The 19,235-nt window shown below is 30.2% G+C and carries 18 protein-coding genes; 3 read left to right on the top strand and 15 right to left on the bottom strand.

The features are described from left to right. The 4 genes from EYW44_RS15875 to murQ form a co-directional block, all read right to left on the bottom strand. Window positions 1-823, bottom strand: an 823-nt coding sequence (locus tag EYW44_RS15875) for a hypothetical protein (protein ID WP_132724844.1), incomplete at its 3' end; no start/stop codon positions are given. Between the two features lie 140 nt (window positions 824-963). Beyond that, window positions 964-2,013: a D-alanine--D-alanine ligase gene (locus EYW44_RS15880; protein WP_132724846.1), complete on the bottom strand. Its 1,050-nt coding sequence runs from the start codon at window positions 2,011-2,013 to the stop codon at window positions 964-966. Between the two features lie 3 nt (window positions 2,014-2,016). Then, entirely contained in the window at window positions 2,017-2,253 is a 237-nt protein-coding gene (locus EYW44_RS15885; RefSeq protein WP_132724848.1) for a DUF6095 family protein, read from the bottom strand. Then, window positions 2,246-3,061 carry an N-acetylmuramic acid 6-phosphate etherase gene (gene murQ / locus EYW44_RS15890; protein ID WP_132724850.1) on the bottom strand — a complete coding sequence of 272 codons (816 nt, stop codon included), beginning with the start codon at window positions 3,059-3,061 and terminating at the stop codon, window positions 2,246-2,248. Before murQ ends, EYW44_RS15885 begins: the two co-directional genes overlap by 8 nt. A gap of 86 nt (window positions 3,062-3,147) precedes the next feature. On the opposite strand from murQ, the gene EYW44_RS15895 reads away from it, so the two are divergent. Beyond that, window positions 3,148-3,978 carry a mechanosensitive ion channel family protein gene (locus EYW44_RS15895; RefSeq protein WP_132724852.1) on the top strand — a complete coding sequence of 277 codons (831 nt, stop codon included), beginning with the start codon at window positions 3,148-3,150 and terminating at the stop codon, window positions 3,976-3,978. A gap of 241 nt (window positions 3,979-4,219) precedes the next feature. Here the strand turns inward: EYW44_RS15895 and EYW44_RS15900 are convergent, their stop codons facing one another. The 6 genes from EYW44_RS15900 to EYW44_RS15925 all read right to left on the bottom strand — a co-directional run bounded on the left by EYW44_RS15900 (window position 4,220) and on the right by EYW44_RS15925 (window position 13,984). Continuing rightward, window positions 4,220-5,041: a DUF4249 domain-containing protein gene (locus EYW44_RS15900; RefSeq protein WP_132724854.1), complete on the bottom strand. Its 822-nt coding sequence runs from the start codon at window positions 5,039-5,041 to the stop codon at window positions 4,220-4,222. 4 nt (window positions 5,042-5,045) lie between these two features. Beyond that, a complete protein-coding gene (locus EYW44_RS15905) occupies window positions 5,046-7,421 on the bottom strand; it encodes a TonB-dependent receptor (RefSeq protein ID WP_243643679.1) in 2,376 nt (791 codons plus the stop codon). A gap of 223 nt (window positions 7,422-7,644) precedes the next feature. Continuing rightward, window positions 7,645-9,870 (bottom strand): NADP-dependent isocitrate dehydrogenase, encoded by a 2,226-nt coding sequence (locus tag EYW44_RS15910; RefSeq protein ID WP_132724856.1) that lies wholly within the window; start codon window positions 9,868-9,870, stop codon window positions 7,645-7,647. A 174-nt stretch (window positions 9,871-10,044) separates the two neighbouring features. Beyond that, entirely contained in the window at window positions 10,045-10,392 is a 348-nt protein-coding gene (gene rplS, locus EYW44_RS15915) for a 50S ribosomal protein L19 (RefSeq protein WP_132724858.1), read from the bottom strand. 205 nt (window positions 10,393-10,597) lie between these two features. Beyond that, complete coding sequence (locus EYW44_RS15920; protein ID WP_132724860.1) at window positions 10,598-13,489, bottom strand: FAD-binding and (Fe-S)-binding domain-containing protein; 2,892 nt, start codon at window positions 13,487-13,489, stop codon at window positions 10,598-10,600. 36 nt (window positions 13,490-13,525) lie between these two features. Then, the gene (locus EYW44_RS15925) at window positions 13,526-13,984 is read right to left on the bottom strand and encodes an Lrp/AsnC family transcriptional regulator (RefSeq protein ID WP_132724862.1); all 459 of its coding nucleotides are present in this window, start codon (window positions 13,982-13,984) and stop codon (window positions 13,526-13,528) included. A gap of 152 nt (window positions 13,985-14,136) precedes the next feature. Here EYW44_RS15925 and EYW44_RS15930 point away from each other — a divergent pair, with 152 nt between their 5' ends. Together EYW44_RS15930 and EYW44_RS15935 are read left to right on the top strand one after the other, a co-directional pair. Next, window positions 14,137-14,946 (top strand): DUF1338 domain-containing protein, encoded by an 810-nt coding sequence (locus EYW44_RS15930; protein WP_132724864.1) that lies wholly within the window; start codon window positions 14,137-14,139, stop codon window positions 14,944-14,946. A gap of 126 nt (window positions 14,947-15,072) precedes the next feature. Beyond that, complete coding sequence (locus tag EYW44_RS15935) at window positions 15,073-15,228, top strand: YqaE/Pmp3 family membrane protein (RefSeq protein WP_132724866.1); 156 nt, start codon at window positions 15,073-15,075, stop codon at window positions 15,226-15,228. 31 nt (window positions 15,229-15,259) lie between these two features. Here the strand turns inward: EYW44_RS15935 and EYW44_RS15940 are convergent, their stop codons facing one another. From EYW44_RS15940 to EYW44_RS15960, 5 genes are all read right to left on the bottom strand, one after another. Further along, entirely contained in the window at window positions 15,260-15,598 is a 339-nt protein-coding gene (locus EYW44_RS15940; RefSeq protein WP_132724868.1) for a tRNA-binding protein, read from the bottom strand. Beyond that, window positions 15,591-16,067 carry an Mpo1 family 2-hydroxy fatty acid dioxygenase gene (locus EYW44_RS15945; protein WP_132724870.1) on the bottom strand — a complete coding sequence of 159 codons (477 nt, stop codon included), beginning with the start codon at window positions 16,065-16,067 and terminating at the stop codon, window positions 15,591-15,593. Before EYW44_RS15945 ends, EYW44_RS15940 begins: the two co-directional genes overlap by 8 nt. Before the next feature lie 76 nt (window positions 16,068-16,143). Beyond that, the gene (locus EYW44_RS15950; protein ID WP_132724872.1) at window positions 16,144-17,223 is read right to left on the bottom strand and encodes an energy transducer TonB; all 1,080 of its coding nucleotides are present in this window, start codon (window positions 17,221-17,223) and stop codon (window positions 16,144-16,146) included. Between the two features lie 144 nt (window positions 17,224-17,367). Next, window positions 17,368-18,045 (bottom strand): energy transducer TonB, encoded by a 678-nt coding sequence (locus EYW44_RS15955; RefSeq protein ID WP_132724874.1) that lies wholly within the window; start codon window positions 18,043-18,045, stop codon window positions 17,368-17,370. 249 nt (window positions 18,046-18,294) lie between these two features. Beyond that, a complete protein-coding gene (locus EYW44_RS15960; protein ID WP_132724876.1) occupies window positions 18,295-19,224 on the bottom strand; it encodes a peptidylprolyl isomerase in 930 nt (309 codons plus the stop codon). Between the last annotated feature and the right edge of the window lie 11 nt (window positions 19,225-19,235).

Raw genomic sequence — 19,235 nt, forward strand, 5'->3', positions numbered from 1 at the left:
TATTAAATGTAAACTGATCTACAGTTTGATCATCTGAACCTAAAGCGGTAAGAGGTACTGATAAGGTTCCATTAGAATCCGTTATTTCAAGGTTTCCAGCATTGACTTCAAAAGTAGTGTTCACCTCATTGGTTACCGATCCATCCACTTCTGTAGCAGTAATGATATAAGGATCCGCAGTTGTTCCAGTTCCAGATATGGTATTGATACCCGCTACATTTATAATCGTTTCAGACCCATCAGCCACAAGAGAAGAAAGGTCTAATGTCAAATTATTACCATTTTCAATACCAATTGTGAGTGTGCTATTTGTTGTATTAAATACTAGTGTTTCTAAATTTTGATTATCGGTATTATCAAGAAATACAGATAAATCAATAGCAGTAGCAGATGAATTATTTGTAATTGTCAAGGTATTTCCAACCAATTGTAAATCTTGTATCTCATTGGTAGGATCAGAATCATTATCATCAATTAAAGAACTAAGGTCAACAGTTCCACCGTTCTGAAGTGTTAATTCATTAGTAGTTGCGTTGAAACTTAATTGCTGACTGTCTGATCCAGCAAGGCATAAATTTTGCCAAGTTGTACCATTATACTGAAATACACATTGAACATCAGTGTTGTAAACCAGTGCACCTTCAAGAGGAGTAATGGTGTTCATTTGTGCTGAATTAACTCTAGTGATGACAAGAACTTTGTCATTGCTTTCCAGTTCTAATAAAGAATTATTGTTTATTGTATTGGGATTATCACCTACTTTTACTTGGGAAAAGGCAAAAAAACCAGTTAGTAAAATGAATAAAGTAATTATTTTCCTCATAACTAGTTGCTTAAATTTAAAATTTTTTAGAGTAAGCTAATTAAAAACGTTACATATTATTGAGACACTCAAAAATATAATATAGTCACATTGAGTGTTTTAAGTTGTGTTTGTGTCGATGAATGGTTAGTTTGTATCTACTAAATGAGTTTTTTTATCGATATAATATATTTTTTAAGTTGCAAAACTTCGTTGATAAACTGCAACGGGCTCTTGTAGGGGATTTTTTTAATTTCATGATTAGTTATTGATATATTAAATAGATATTTCCAATGATTTCTTATTGCTTTTAGAGCTTTAAAATACGTAAAATTTTCTGAATCATATATATGCGTTGGCTCAGCAATTATTCCATTAATTTCTAAAACTTTAAAGTCGATGCCTTCTTCTAATTCTTTGAAAGAGTTATATTTCAAATCGACACGACCATAATACCAGCCGTCAATAGATTTACTCAATTGGTCAAAAGTGTTTTCTAATTTTTTACTGATTAAATGATTACCATTAATAAATTGAGTTCCTTTTGAATGATTTCCAATGACAGTTAATTTTATAACCTCATTTTCTGAAGGTATGCTATCTAAATTTTCTTTGTGGATTTCTTTGAATAAATCAAAATATATTTTAGCTCTATTATCTTGATGAATAAGCTCTTGTAAAGAAGATTTACCATCACCAATTACAGAGATAAATTTTTTTAAAGTAATAGAAGTAATTACTCCTTTATTGCTTTTGGGATTTCTATGGTAAAAAACTCCACATTCATTTTCATAGTCTAAGAATTCTTGGATAATTATATCAATCGGATAACTATCAAAATACTTTTTTAAATCTACTTCAGAATTTATTTTCTTAACAAGTAATCCTCTAAAACCTATATCAGGTTTGGCTATTAAAGGGTATTCAATATTTGATTTTTCAATCTTTTTTTTAATGATTGAAAAATCAGTTTTTGGTTTTATTAATATTGATTTTGGGCGAAATTTTTCAGGAACTAATTGAATTGTATCAAACTTACTTTCAGTACCGTTTCCTGAGCTTTTTATAGCAGGATTAGCAACACTAAAAAAAGCAGGATGTTTAGCCCTTATCGCTAAATAAAACGCATAAGGAAGGTTTGGAAGATAAAACATTGATGACGGCCAATATTCCCAGTTTGTTAGTTTGGTTATGTTAATTTTTTTAATCAATACTCAATCATTAAATAATGTTTTTAAGAAACTTTGTAATGTTTTAAATCCCCAATAGACTGTAAATAAAATTAAAAAAACTCCAGAAATAAGAAGTACATAAAAAATAATTCTTTGTGGAAATTCTTTATAAACTCTTTGAGCTTTAAATGCTATGGTTAAAATAATTGGAGATGTGACTAGCAATAATAATAAAAAGAGTAATTTTTTTATAGGTTTTTCATATGATTTATCAGTCATTGCTATAGTTTTTTAAAACATTTCTTACATTTCCATACTTTTTCAATAAAGTTTCTGCTTTCTCTTTGTCTACTTTCAATTCAGAAACTAACATTTTCGCAGCTCTTTCTACCAGTTTGTTGTTAGAAAGTTGCATATCAACCATTTTATTTCCTTTGACTTTCCCTAATTGAATCATGGTAGCGGTAGAGATCATATTTAATACAAGTTTTTGAGCTGTACCAGCTTTCATTCTAGAGCTTCCAGTTACAAATTCAGGACCTACAACCACAGAAATAGGAGCTTTCGCAGTTAAAGCTAATGGACTGCCTTCATTACAAGTGATACATCCCGTAGCAATATTATTTTTATTACAATTTTCTAATGCTTTTATAACATAAGGAGTGGTTCCTGAAGCAGCAATTCCTACAACTACATCTTTTTCAGATATTTTATGAGCTTTTAAATCAGACCAACCTTGTTCGGTAGAATCTTCAGCAAATTCAACAGCTTTTCGAATAGCAGTATCACCGCCAGCAATAAGTCCGATAACTAAATCATGTGAAACCCCAAAAGTAGGAGGGCATTCAGAAGCATCAACAATACCTAATCTTCCACTAGTACCGGCACCAATGTAAAATAATCTACCTCCATTATTTAATTTATCTACAATTATTTTAACAAGTGTTTCAACTTGTGGAATAGCTTTTTCAACAGCAAAAGCAACTGTTTTATCTTCTTTATTAATATTCGTTAATAATTCAGAAACTTCCATTTTTTCTAAATCATTATATAAAGAATCTTGTTCTGTTATTTTGGTAAAACTCATAGATCAAATTTACAACTTCTTAAAAAAAATAGTGACATTAATCTGATTTATTGTGTCGTAGTAATAAATCAAAAAATTAAATATCAATGGAAGCAATTTCACAATCACTAACAAATTTTTACAATACAATTGCAGCAGGTTTTGGAGACTGGGGACTTAAATTAATTGGAGCTTTAGCAGCTTTAATAATTGGTTTATGGATTATCAGAATGATAATGAGGGGAGTATCCAGACTTTTCGAATCTAAACATGTTGATGAAACTCTACGTCCATTTTTAATAACATTAATAGGGTTTGCTTTAAAAGCATTATTGCTGATTTCTATAGCAGGTATAGTAGGAATACCAACAGCTTCTTTTGCGGCTTTAATCGCAGCAGCAGCTTTTGCAATAGGTAGTGCTTTTAATGGATCATTAGGGCATTTAGCTTCTGGAGTAATGTTGTTAATTTTTAGACCGTTTAAGGTAGGGGATTTGATAAAAACAAATGGAGCTTTTGGTTTTGTTAAAGAGATTTCTGTTTTTGTTACAGTTATTGAAACTTTTCAAAATGAGACTGAAATTATTCCAAATTCAGCAATTACTTCTAATAAAATAACAAATCTTACCGCTATTGGTAGTTTAAGGGTTGACATGCCTTTTGCTATCCGTTATGGAGCTGATATTAAAAAAGCAAAACAGATAGTTTTAGATGTTTTAAATAATGACAAAAATGTATTAAAAGGAGAAGGAAAACAACCAAGAGTTGCAGTTAATAATTTAGGTGTAAACAGTGTTGAATTATTAGCATTACCTTATGTGAATTGCGAGGATTATTGGGATGTGTATTGGGATACAAGACAAAAAATTGTTGAGGCTTTAGGTGAAGCTGGATATGAGGCTCCGTTACCTCAAAGAGTAGTAACTATGACAAAGTAATTTTAAATCTTTGTATGTATATAAACAGGTTAAAACATTGTGTTTTAATCTGTTTTTTTTATGGATGAATTAGTGAAGAAATGTTGTCAATATTTTACAGAAATGGCTCTAAATTAATATAGATTTGTAAAGTTAATTTAGAGTAAGAAATATTAAAAATAAGTTTAAAGTTAAAGAAGAAAAAAGAAAAGTAGTAATGGAAATTTAATTTCTAAAACTACTTTTCAAAAGTTGTTTTTTATTACTCAATAGTATAATTTGTTCTGGCAAATTGACTTAAACGGAAATAACCTAAAACTTCTTCATTAGAATCATTAATATTAACACAATTTCCTTTTAATTGCGCCGGAGTAGTCTGGAATGGACCACCACCACCTTGAGTTCCTGATAGCTGTATTAATTGTTCAATATAAAAATAGAAGTCTTCTGAAATACCAAATACTTTAATATCAACTTCAGTTCCAGGAACATTTTTCTCGTCAAAGTGTAAAACAAAAGCTTCATTACCATTTACAAATTCATCTCTTACCGAAGCTAGAGATGGAACCGCTAAATTTTCCTGAATAAACTCTCCTAAATAATAGTTTACTTCATCTGCAGGATCATCAAAAAGCACACGAACTCTATATTCATCTTCATTAAAACCATCTTCTTGAGCAACACTGTTAATTTCTGTAAAACCAACTAATGTTTCCGAAGCAGCATATGTTTCTCCGTTATAAACAATGCTTAAGTTATAAACAGCTCCAATTTCAGGAACAAAAGTAGTAGTTGTGTATTCACCATTATTCTGATCAAGAAAAATAAATTGAGTACCATCATTTTCTTTTGTAACAATAACTATAGCTCCAGTTACAGGAACATTTGGATTGCTGTCAAAAAATGCAGTTGAAGTACTTAATTTAATAGTTTGTTCATTACCCATTGTTCCTTTTTCCCAGTCAATAGAAGCTTCAACAACTAATCGTGCGCCTCCATTAGGAACATCAACATCAACAACATCAGTACAAGATGAAAAAATGGTACTGATTGTGATAAACAGAATATAAATTGATTTTTTCATGTTTTTAGAATTTAAAATTATAAGTTACTGAAGGAGTAATTCCAAAAATTGAAGTACGTTCTGCTTCATTGGCTCCTGTTTGGTTATTTACACCAAAACTAATTGATGCAGCATTTCTTCTTGAGTACAAATTGTAAATACCAAATACCCATTCCGATTGCCATTTTCTGTTTTTATTATTTCTAGGTGTTAAAGTTGCTGAAACATCTAAACGATTGTAAGAAGGTAATCGATCAGCATTTCTTGTAGAATAAGTAGGAATAGATAAGCCATTATACTGAAACTGTCCGTTTGGATACGTTACAGGGCGACCAGTTTGGAAAACAAAATTAGCATTAAAAGTCCATTTATCATTGTACTTATAGTTTCCTGTAACCGATAAATCATGAGTCCTATCGAAAGGAGTATTATACCATTCTCCGTTATTTAAACCAGGACCACCAGCACGACCACCTAAAGTTTTTTGTTCAGATTTAGATAATGTATAGGCAATCCAACCCGTAAAATCTCCTTTATTTTTGCGTAATAAAAATTCTAATCCGTATGCTCTCGAATTACCATTTAAGATTTCTCTTTCAATAGTATTTTGAGCGATTAATTCTGCACCATTAATATAATCTACACGGTTTTTTACAGTTTTATAATAACTTTCTATTTCAATGTTGTACATGTTGTTTTTAAAGTTTCTGAAATAACCAACAGCATATTGATCGGCAATTTGAGGTTTTAAAAACTCACCACTTGGTGCCCAAATATCTAAAGGCGTAGCAGAAGTTGTGTTAGATATTAAATGTAAGTACTGAGCCATTCTATTGTAACTAGTTTTAATAGAAGACTTTTCATTTAACTGATATGACAATGCAAAACGAGGTTCAAAATTATCAAAACTAGCAATGCTTTCTTTATCACCATAACTAACCTGTCCAGTAGGTTCTGCACGTTCATATATTCCAAAAGAAGAATTATAAACTACAGGTAAATCATTAGCATAAGTATTTAAAGTTTGGCTTCCAAATCTATTAAAATAACTGTAACGTAAACCATACATTGCTGTTAAACTCTTCGAAATTTTATGTTCTAAACTAGTATAAATTCCAGTTTCTACAGCAAACTTTTGATCTAAAACATCTTCATTAATAGAAGACTCAGGTGTTAGCTTACGAATTTCACCAGGATTAAATTTATAATAGATTCCACTTACTCCAAAATCAAATTTTAATTTGTCATTTAAATAGTAATCAAGATCATATTTTAAATTATAATTATCAATTCGAGATAACCAATCTAATCCTACAAATTCTAGTTGTAAATCATAATTGTATCTACTGTAAATAGCAGATAAATTTGAAAATAACTTTTCACTTATAATATTATTCCATCTCAGGTTTGCTGAAAAGTTTCCATAAGAATTAAAGAATGAATTTTGAAAAGACACATCGTCGTTTCCAAAGTAAGTTGAGAAAAATAAACGGTTTTTATCATTAAGCTTATAGCTAGTTTTGAAATTTAAATCGTAAAAACCAACTCTGTTTTCGTTGTTTGCTAAAGCAAGAAAAATATTGGCATAAGAAGCACGACCTGCAATTAAAAATGATCCTTTATCACCAAATAAAGGAGCCTCAGCTGTTAATCTACTTGATATTAATCCAATTCCTCCAGTAAGCTTTAATTTTTTGTTATTTCCATCTTTCTGGCGAATATCTAATACAGATGAAGCACGACCACCAAATTTCGCAGGAATTCCACCTTTGTATAATTTTACATCTTTAATAGCGTCGTTATTAAAAACAGAAAAGAAACCGAATAGGTGAGAGGCATTATAAATAATTGCTTCATCTAATAAAATTAAGTTTTGATCTTCGGCTCCACCACGAACATTAAAACCAGAAGCTCCTTCACCAGCATTTGTAACTCCAGGAAGTAACTGAATTGATTTAATAACATCAACTTCACCTAGTACAACAGGTATCTTTTTTATAGAAGCAGCAGACAACTTATTCACACTCATTTGAGGTGTTTTAATATTCAGTTTTTCTACATTGGTTTCAATTACTACTTCTTCTAAGTTTTCACTTTCTTCTATCAGTTTAAAATCTTTTGTTGTGTTTTCTGATAGTGATACTTCAGTTACTTGAGTTGAAAATCCTAAATAGCTAACTTGAATTTTGTAATTACCTTTTGGTATGGTTAATGAGTAAAAACCATATTCATTTGTCATTGCACCAGATTTAAGTTCAGGTACATAAATAGTAACTCCAATAAGGGTTTCATTACTGTTTTGGTCATAAACAGTACCACTTAAAGTAATTTTTTCTTGACTAAATATCTGCAATGAAAGCATGATAATCAGCAAAGGAAAACGTTTTAAATAAATATTCATTTGTGATCTTTTATTATGTATGATAAAAATACTGCTTGTAGTTTTTTTGAAGGTTATAAAAGAAATTTAATTTTCTTAAAAAAAAGTGAAAAAAGCAGATTGTTTTACATATGTTAAGTGTTTGTAAATTAGATGTAAAAAAATAAGAGAGATAGTGATTTTTTCACTATCTCTCTTTTTATGATGAAGCATTTAAATTTATAAATGCTGTAATTTTAATAAATTAAATTGCTGATAATATAGAATTTAAAGTGTCGTTTGGTCTCATAAATCCATCTGCTAAATCATCTGTAGGTACATAGTATCCACCAATTTCAATAGCTTTGCCTTGAATTTCATTTAACTCGTTTACGATTTTATCTTCATTAGATTTCATGCTTTCAGCAACAGTACTAAATTCAGCTTTTAAAGCCTCGTTTTTAGCTTGATTAGCTAATTCTTCAGCCCAGTACATTGCTAAATAAAAATGACTACCTCTGTTGTCTAATTCTCCAGCTTTTCTTGAAGGAGATTTTTTGTTGTCTAATAACTTTTCAATAGCATTATCTAATGTTTCAGCTAATACTAAAGCTTTATCATTTTTAGTTGTTTCTCCTAAGTGTTCTAAAGAAACCGCTAAAGCTAAAAACTCACCTAAAGAATCCCAACGTAGGTGGTTTTCACCAATAAATTGTTGAACGTGTTTTGGAGCAGATCCACCAGCACCAGTTTCAAATAAACCACCACCATTCATTAATGGCACAATAGATAACATTTTAGCAGAAGTACCTAATTCTAAAATAGGGAATAAGTCTGTTAAATAATCACGTAATACATTTCCAGTAACAGAAATGGTATCTTTTCCGTCTTTAACTCTCTCAAGAGTATATTCAGTAGCTTCAGAAACAGATTTGATTAAAATGTCTAATCCATTAGTATCATGATCAGCTAAGTAAGTATTTACTTTTTTAATTAATTCAGCATCATGAGCTCTTTTTTCATCTAACCAGAAAACAGCTGGTGCTTGCATTGCTTTAGCACGAGTTACAGCTAATTTTACCCAGTCTTTTACAGGAGCATCTTTAGTTTGACACATTCTCCAGATGTCACCTTCTTCTACAGTATGCTCTAATAAAGTATTTCCTTCTGCATCAACAACAGAAACCTTACCTTTACTAGCTATTTGGAAAGTTTTATCATGAGAACCATATTCTTCTGCTTTTTTAGCCATTAAACCAACATTAGGTACAGTACCCATAGTTGTTGGATCAAATGCTCCGTGTTTTTTACAGAATTCAACAGTTGTTTGATATAATGCTGCATATGAACTATCAGGAATTACAGCTTTCGTATCTTGTGTTTTACCTTCTTTATTCCACATTTGTCCAGAAGTACGGATCATTGCAGGTACAGAAGCATCAATAATAATATCAGAAGGAACGTGTAAATTTGTAATTCCTTTATCAGAATCAACCATGGCAATATCAGGGTTGTTCGCGTAAACGTTTTCGATGTCAGCTAAAATTTCAGCTTTCTTTTCAGCAGAAACTTCATCTAAATTACTTAATAAATTACCAAAACCATTATTTACATCAACACCAATTTCTTCGAAAGTTTCACCGTGTTTTTCAAATAAATCTTTAAAGAAAACTCTAACAGCATGTCCAAATATAATAGGATCAGAAACTTTCATCATAGTAGCTTTCATGTGTAATGAGAATAACACACCTTGTTCTTTAGCTTCTTTTACTTGCTCTTCTAAGAAAGTTAATAATGATTTTTTATTCATAACAGAAGCATCAATAATTTCTCCTGCTAATAATTTAGTACTTGCTTTTAAAACAGTTTCTGTTCCGTTACTATCAGTATGTACTATTTTAACATCAGTGGCATTAGGTACAGTAATAGATTTTTCATTATGAGCAAAATCACCACTGCTCATAGTTGCTATATGAGTTTTAGAATTACTACTCCAAGCTCCCATTGAATGAGGATTTTTCTTAGCGTAGTTTTTTACTGCTTTAGGAGCTCTACGATCTGAATTTCCTTCACGTAATACTGGGTTCACAGCAGAACCTTTTACTTTATTATAAAGAGCTAAAACTTTTTTGTCTTCTTCAGTTTCTACATCCTCTGGGTAATCAGGTAATGCATATCCTAAATTTTGAAGTTCTTTTACAGCAGCTTTTAATTGAGGAACAGAAGCACTAATGTTAGGTAATTTAATGATGTTAGCTTCTGGTTTAGTTGCTAATTCTCCTAAAAAAGCTAAAGCATCTTCTACTTTTTGATCTTCTGTTAAATATTCTGAGAAGTTTGCTAAAATTCTTCCCGCTAAAGAAATATCTTTAGTAATGATTTCTATGTTAGATGATTTAGTATATGCTTTTACAATTGGCAAAAACGAACGAGTAGCCAAAGCTGGTGCTTCGTCTGTTTTTGTGTACATAATTTTCGCAGTTGTACTCATATATTATCTAGTTGTTTTAATTTGAAGTGATGCAAATTTAAGTATTACAATTGGTATTTTTAATGTTAAATTGCTAATAAAGTGATACTTTTTTTAATAATTAACTAATTTTTCAAATTTGTTCATAAAAAAAGCGATGTATAAACATCGCTTTTAGTATAAATGAAACTAATATTAGTTTCTTTTTTCTTTAATTCTTGCTTTCTTACCAGTAAGACCTCTGAAGTAGTAAATTCTAGCTCTACGTACTTTACCTCTTTTGTTAACTTCAATCTTTTGAATAGAAGGTAAGTTGATTGGGAAAATACGCTCTACACCTACAGTACCAGACATTTTTCTAATAGTAAATGTTTCAGAAGAACCGTTTCCTCTTTTTTGGATTACAACTCCTCTAAAGAACTGAGTACGAGTTTTGTTTCCTTCTTTAATTTCGTAGTATACAGTAATTGTATCTCCTGCTGCGAATTCTGGTAATTCATTTCTAGTAACGAATTCGTCTTGAACAAATTTAATTAAATCCATTGCTTTAATATATTGTAATTTAACAAAGTAACATACACGGTTCTCGTCAGAGGTTAATTTTGCGACTGCAAATTTAGTGTTTTCTTTTTGATAAACAAAACTTTTAAAACAATCAATCAAAGGCAGTTTGTAATTAACGTGTTTTGAACCTAATTTTTTGTTTTTCAGATGCTAAAATTCAGTGTAACTTAATGAAAATTATCAGTTAAACTAAAGCTTCCTTTAAAATTGTAATAGGATGCTTTGCGGTTCTTTTAGTACCATCATAAATTTGATGACGACAACTGGTACCTGATGCAGCAATTAGAGTGTCATTAGAGCAATTTCTAATTTTTGGAAACAATGTGTCTTCACCAACTTGCATGCTTACTTTATAATGTTCGCTTTCATAACCAAATGAACCAGCCATACCACAACATCCGGTATTCATAATTTTTACATCATAATTTTCTGGAATATTTAACATAGAAAAAATTGAATGTGTAGTTGATAACGATTTTTGATGGCAATGTCCATGTATTTTAATTGCTTTGTGTTCGTTAGTAAAAAGCTTTTTGTCAATTTTATCATTCTTAAGCTCTCTACTGATAAACTCTTCAATAGTAAATACATTTTTAGCTATTTCTTTAGCGGCTTCTTTGTCATCAGCTAATCTAATATATTCATCTCTAAAAGTTAAAATAGCCGAAGGTTCAATACCAACTAATGGAGTTTCATCGGTGATTATGTTTTTGAAAGTATTTACATTTTTGTTAGCTATTTGCTTTGCTTCGTTTAAAAAACCTTTAGAAATGTAGCTACGAGCACTTTCTTCATGAGGAGTCGTTTTGATTTCGAAACCTAATTTTTCAAGTACAATTACTAAATCTTTACCTATTTCTGCATCGTAATAATTTGTAAACTCATCGTTAAAGAGATAAACGGCTTTATTAGATGCTTTACTATTGTGTTTTTCAAGCCATGCATTTAGAGGTTGCTTTGCTAATTTAGGAACAGATCTTTCTTGTGCTACACCCATTACTTTTTTAGCTAAAGAAGTATTGGTGAAAAAGTTTGTTAAAGCAGGAAACTTACTTCCAAGTTTATTGTATTTAGCATTATTAGCAAATAATTTACTTCTAAAAGAATAACCGTTTATTTCTTGGTATTGATATAGAAATTCAGCTTTCATTGAAGCTATATCAACATTACTAGGACATTCAGTTGCACATGCTTTGCAGCTTAAACATAGATCTAATATATTTTTTAGTTCCTTAGAGTCAAATTTATTTTTAGCATCATTATTGGTTAATACTTCTCTTAACGTATTAGCTCTAGCTCTGGTAGTTTCTTTTTCATTTTTAGTTGCACGATAGCTAGGACACAACGTACCACCAGCTTCTGGAGATTTTCTACAATCACCCGAACCATTACATTTTTCAGCTAATTTTAAAATTCCTTCATTCTCAGAAAAATCTTGAATGGTATCTATATTAGGCTCATTTCTATCAATTTCATAACGTAAACTCTTATCCATCGGAAAAGCATCAGTGATTTTTCCTTTGTTGAAGATATTATCAGGATCAAAAGCTTTTTTAATACGTCTTAATAGTTCATAATTTTTATAACCAATCATTAACGGAATAAATTCAGCACGAACAATACCATCACCATGTTCTCCACTGAAAGATCCCTTGTATTTTTTTACAAGTTCTGCTGTTTCAGTTGTTATTTTTCTGAATAAAACAACATCTTCTTGTTTTTTAAGATTTAAAATTGGACGTAAATGTAATTCACCAGCACCAGCATGTGCATAATACACAGCTTTTTGCTGATATTTATCCATTATTTGCGTAAACTCTTCAATATAATTTGGTAAATCCTCTAAAGCCACTGCAGTATCTTCTATACAAGCAACAGCCTTTTTATCACCAACCATATTTCCTAATAGACCTAATCCGGCTTTACGTAAGTAATGAACTTTACCAATATCTTGTCCGTAAATTTTTGGGTAATAATATCCAAAATTATGTTTTTTTAGGTCTTCAATTAAATTGTCAGCTAACACTTCAGCTTCTTCCATTGTATCAGCACTAACTTCTAACATTAAAACAGCTTCAGGATCTCCTTTTAGAAAGAATCTATTTTTAGCTTGCTCTCTGTTGTTTTTAGTACAATCTAAAATTACCTTGTCCATTAATTCACAGGTGTATAAGTTGTGATTCATGGTGGTAACTGTAGCGCGTAAACTTTCATCTACACTGGTAAAATGCGGACAAACCATTATACTTTGAGTAGGAGGTAAGTCGTCTAATTGGATTTTTATTTTTGTTGAAAAAACTAATGTTCCCTCACTTCCCGATAAAAATTTGGCAATATTTATAGTGTTTTCATCGCCACCAAACATATCAGAGCTTAAAAATTCATCAACAGCATAACCAGTATTTCTTCTGTGAATTGCTGCTTTTGGAAATTCATTTTTTATTTCTGATTGATTTTCTTCAGAAGAAAGTTCATTATAAATTGTTTTATAAATATTACTTTCAAGAGTGTTTTCAAAACGCTTTTGTTTGAATTGATCTGAAGTGATTTCAGAAAAACAAACAGTACTTCCATCACTCAACAATCCTTCTATACTTATAACTTTATCTCTTGTAACACCATATTGTATAGAAGTACTTCCTGAAGAATTATTACCTACCATACCACCAATCATACATCTATTAGAAGTAGAAGTATTAGGACCAAAAAACAAACCATAAGGTTTTAAAAATCTATTTAAATCATCTCTAATGATTCCTGGTTCAACAGTAATCGTCTTATTTTCTTCATCAAAAGCTATAATATTTGTAAAATATTTAGAAACATCTACCACAATACCATCACCCACACATTGTCCTGCTAGAGAAGTTCCAGCAGTTCTGGGAATTAATGTGATATTATTTTTTTTAGCAAACTCAATAAGTTTTTGTATGTCATCTACATTTTTAGGGTACGCAACAGCTAACGGAATTTTTCTGTACACAGATGCGTCAGTGGCATATATGTTTTTGTGTAAATTATCAAATAATAATTCACCTTTTAATGTATTATTTAGAGAGAGTAGTTTCGTTTCCATTAATTAATTCTACTGGTTTTATTATTTGGTTTTACTTCAATCTATAGGAATATTTCGTTTGAAACAAGTATCAAAACAAATAAAAGTATCTGTACCTGCAACTCCATTGATTAAATGTACTTTGTCATATAAGATTTTTTGCAAGTGTTCATTATCTTTTGCAAAAATGAGTATAAAAATAGCATAATTACCAGAAACAAAATTACATTCTGCGATTTCTTCTATTTTAGAAAGCTCTTTCATTACATCTTTAGCAAATCTGGCTTCTCGTAAACGTATTCCAGTGTATGATTTTGTTTTGTAACCTAATTTTTTTTCATCAAGAATAAATGCGGTATTTTTTATGACTCCTTCTTGTGAAAGCTTTTTGATGCGCTGATGCACTAAAGAATTAGAAATTTTTAACTCTTCAGCTATTTGCGAATATGCTTTTCTTGCATCTAATCTTAATTTGGTAAGTATTTGCTTATCTATATAATCAAATTGACTATTCATTATTTGGTTTTAAGTAAATAATAATCAAATATGTGTTATTTTAATCTGTAAATGTTAATTAAACACAAAATGATGTTTATATGTGTAAAATTAATTATAATAAACTATCTTTAAAAGAAAATCAATTTATTTTTGTTTCAAAATATACTATCATGAATACGACACAGATTTTCGATAAATTATGGACAGAGTATACTGAACGAACTCCGTCTGCGCAAAAAATTAAAGATTTATTCTTAAATAAAGGTAATAAAGTTTTTAATGATCATGTAGCTTTTAGAACATTTGACGATGAGCGTGTAAATATTGAAGTATTAGCAGCTCCTTTTATTGCAGCAGGTTATGAAGAAAAAGGAGATTATGTATTTGAAGCTAAAAAATTATATGCAAAACATTTTGAGCATAAAACTGATAGCAATGCACCAAGAGTATTTATTAGTCAGTTAAAAACAAAAGAGTTTTCAGGTGTTTTACAAGATACAGTAACAGGATTAATAGATCAATTATCAAAAGAAGATTTAAATCCTAGCGAGTTAGTTTTTAAAGGTAGGTTATGGGAGCAACCTAGTTTTGAAGTATACGAAAAGTTACAAGAAGAAAGTGAATATGCAGCTTGGTTATATGTAAATGGTTTTTGTTCTAATCACTTTACAGTTGATGTAAACAAACTAAGTACTTTTAATACATTACAAGAAGTTAATGAGTTTTTAAAGCAAAATGATTTTAAAATGAATACTTCTGGAGGCGAAATAAAAGGAACACCTGAAGTTTTTTTAGAACAGTCTAGTGTTTTAGCAGATAGAATACCAGTAGATTTTAAAGAAGGAGTTAAAGAGATTACTTCTTGTTATTATGAGTTTGCTTTTAGATACCCTATGGATAATGGAGAGTTATATTCTGGTTTTATAGCTAAATCGGCAGATAAAATTTTTGAAAGTACAGATATGAAACTAAAAAAGTAGTATTCATATAATTTATAATCCTAATTAAAGCTCTCAATTTATTCTTGAGAGTTTTTTTTATTTAATAATTTTCGATGTTACTGTAACAAATTACGATTTAATTAGTCTTTTAAATAAAAGAATTATATGAATATTTTTAGAGTTTTGTTAGCGATTTTGTTTCCTCCATTGTCAATTATTGATAAGGGGTGCGGATCGTTTATAATAGTTTTAATATTGACTCTCTGTGGTTGGATACCTGGTGTGTTAGCTGCCCTTATTATTCTAAATGGAGGTGATTAGTATTTAAAAAAAGAGTAGGGCAGTAGTTATTTTATGTAACAGGAGTTCCGTTTTTAATATTTTTTGAAGGTTGTAGTAATACAACTTTCTCTTCATTATTGTAAACCCCTAATACAAGACATTCACTCATAAAATTAGCTATCTGCCTTGGTTTTAAATTAATTAAACAACAAACTTGCTTTCCGATGAGATCTTTTTTTGTGTATAAATCAGTAATTTGTGCACTAGATTTTTTTATACCTAATTCGTCAAGATCTATTTTTAATTGATAAGCAGGTTTCCTTGCTTTAGGGAAATCGTTTACTTCTATAATAGTACCAACTCTAATATCTACTTTCAGAAAACTTTCAAAATTTATAGTGTTATCCATTTCTCTTTTTTGAGCTTAGTTTTTCAATTACCCATAACGGTCCTATTAATAAAAATTGTAAGTCCTTTATGAATGAAGGTTTTTTACCTTCAATTTTATGACCGTAAAACTGGCCTATCCAAGCAATCACAAATATTACAATTGAAACGATGAGCAGGTTAAAATTGTTTTGAATCCAATTATTACCAGATATGGCTACTAGTATAATAAAAGACATATTTATAAAATACCAAAAGCCTAGTCTAAGGTAAAATAAAAAGCAAATAAGTAAACCTAGGATAAAAGCCCAATTTTCAATTAAAGGATTATGAATACGAAATGTGCTTTTGATAAGTGAATTTGGAACACACATTAATAAACCAACGACGCTGAAGAATATAGCTGGTACACATATATAGTGTATTAATTGATTTTTTTCATTTTGATGACTAATAGCATATTCATCAAACCATTGTTTTGCAGATCTCATAAGTAAATTTAAATAAAAAAGACCAGAAATTAAATTTCTGGTCTTAAAAATATGATTGTGAGTAATTAGTTATGTCTTAGTGTAATGAAAAGTTTATAGGGAAACTGTACTTAACGTTAACAGGTTTTCCATCTTTCATTGCTGGCTTTAAAGTAGGTAACTTTTCAATTAATCTAGCAGTAGCAGCACCTAATACGTCAGCACCTGCAGGATTTCTTGTTCTTATATTTGCAATGTTACCATTTTGATCGATGATAAAATAAGCATTTACTTTACCTTCTATACCTTGAGCTACAGCTTCTTCAGGATAAGCAAAATACTTTTGGATGTGCTTACCTAATTCTTTGTTGAAACAATCTACAGAGTTACTAGATCCACATTCCTTGAAAGCTGGGATAGCTGTAACTTGATCAAATCTGAAAGTATTTGTTGCGTCAATAGTAATAGCTTTCTTTACATTAGTTGCAGCTCTACCTGGAATCTTAAAAGAAATAGGAATACCATACTTTACTTTTACAGCTTTACCATTGTGTTTACCTGGCTTTAATTTAGGTAATTTTCTTACAATTCTTTCAGCTTCTTTCTCTAATAAATCTCCTTTATAAGGTCCACGAATATTTAAATCTGCAACAGCACCGTCTTTATCGATTACGAACTGCACTAATACTCTACCTTGTACACCATCTTTATATGCTTGTGATGGGTATTTAAAGTTCTTTTTAATGTGTTTAGCAATCTCTTGCTTAAAACATCTTTCTTGTTGGTATAAAGAAACGCTTTGACAATCTTCAAATAAAGGAATTTCTTCCACAAGATTGAAAGGAACTTTTTCTACAACTTCTTCACTACTTAAATCTAAGTTACCAACTAAAGAAGCTTTTTTCTTTAATGCTGCTAATTTGTGAGAAGTATTAGAAGTACCAACTCCTGTTACTGCATTACGTTTTCTTACAACTCTTCTACGAGAAGTAACTTCTACAGTAACTTTTTTAGTTTTTGAATCTGCATCTTTTTCAACTGAACACTTAGTAATACTGTTCAAGTCTAACGCTGGATCTCCTCCTGGAGTATCACAAGTTTCTGATGCTTTTGATTGAGATATAGCCACCTGAGTAAACAACATCACAGCGGCTACTGTGAAAACTTTTTTAATCATACTTTTAGGGATTTATAGTATTTAGGTACAAATGTATGTAAAAAAAGGTTATAAAACAAAAAAAGTTAATCTTTTTATTTAAAAGTTAACTTTTTTTAAGGTTCTGTAAAACAGTTAATTATTTCTTATGTCAAGAAAAGATTATTAATCTACGCTAAAATTAATTGGTAAGCTATACTTTACGTTAACAGCTAAGCCTTGGTGTTTTCCTGGAGTAAATTTTGGTAATTTTTTAATTACTCGATTAATTTCTGCTTCGAGTTGAGCATCTTTTTTTCTAGATTTTATAGAAATGTTATTTACATTTCCTTGAATATCTATAGTGAATTGAATAAATACTCTTCCAGAAACACCTTCTTCTGATGCTTGTTCTGGAGAAAAGTTTTTAGCAAAATGTTTGGAGAATTGATTGTTGAAACATTTAGATTTGTCTTTTGAAGAATTTTTACAAGTAGGAAATAGAGGTACATTATCTACTACAGAGAATAATATTTCTTTTGCAACTACCTTTCTTGCAACAATATTTTCTTGTATATCAATTTCACTATTGCTTTCTATCTCTTTTTGTAGGTTATTAGTATTGTCTATAGAATTAGCTTCAGTTCTTTTTCGTACAATCCTTTTACGAACTTTACGAGAAGAAAATACATTGAGAACTACTTTACCTTCATTTGAATCTTCTTGTTCAATAGAACATTTAGAAATTGAGTTTAGGCTTAGTTGGTTTTCATTGGGAGTTTCACAGTGTTTTTTATTTTGAGCTGATAAAAAACTGTTTGTTGAGATCAACAAAATAATCAAGAAGATGATATTTTTTTTCATTTTTTGGGGGAATTAAATTGATAACTTACATTAATTTCCGATACAAATTTCGATGATATATCAGAGATGTATGTTAACAGTGATTTATTGTAAAGTTAAATCGAAAAAAGAATAGATCAAAAAAATATATTTAACTTTTAGCTTAATTAACAATAAGTTAATGTTAGGGTTGTAAGTGAAAAATCATAATACAAGTAAACAAGAGTTTATTTGTATTATGATTTTTTATTAATTTATTTGTTGCGAATTTTACTTCACATCCATTAACTCAACGTCAAAAATAAGAGTAGCGTTTGCAGGAATAACTCCACCAGCACCTCTTTCACCATATCCTAAATTAGATGGTATTACTAATCTTGCTTTATCACCTACTTGTAATAATTGTATACCTTCATCCCAACCAGCAATAACTTGTCCAACTCCGATAGCAAAATCGATAGGTTGCTTACGTTTGTATGAAGAGTCGAATACAGTACCGTCTAATAACTGTCCTTTATAGTGTACAGATACTGTATCTCCTTGATTAGCTTTTTTACCTTCTCCTTTTTGTAAAATTTTATAACGTAATCCACTAGGAGTTTCATCATAACCAGCAGCTACTTCATCTAATAAAGCTTTTTGCTTTGCCTTTTCAGCAGCTTCTCTTTTTTCACGTTCTCCTTCAAAAGTTCTAAAAGCCTCTACAGCATTCCAGTTTTCAGCAACATCACCAACTCTTAATATTTCTACTTGCATATCATCTCCTTGTCCAACTGCATCAACAACAGTTTGACCTTCAATAACACTTCCAAAAACAGTGTGTTTTCCGTCTAACCAAGGTGTTGCAACATGCGTAATAAAAAATTGAGATCCATTAGTACCAGGACCTGCATTTGCCATAGATAATTTACCTGGAGCATCGTGCTTTAAATCTGGATGAATTTCGTCATCAAATTTATATCCAGGGTTTCCTGTTCCTGTTCCTTGAGGACAACCTCCTTGAATCATAAAATCAGGAATAACTCTGTGAAACTTTAATCCATTATAGTAAGGTTCTCCTTGAGGGCGAGCAGAGTTTTCTAAGTTTCCTTCAGCTAAGGCAACAAAGTTTCCTACTGTACCAGGAGTTTTTTCATATTCTAAGTTTACTAAAATTTCTCCTTTTGGAGTAGTAAATTTTGCGTAAATTCCGTTATTCATGTTTACGAGTT

It is taken from the genome of Tenacibaculum sp. M341 (genome assembly GCF_004337695.1).
Taxonomy (GTDB): domain Bacteria; phylum Bacteroidota; class Bacteroidia; order Flavobacteriales; family Flavobacteriaceae; genus Polaribacter.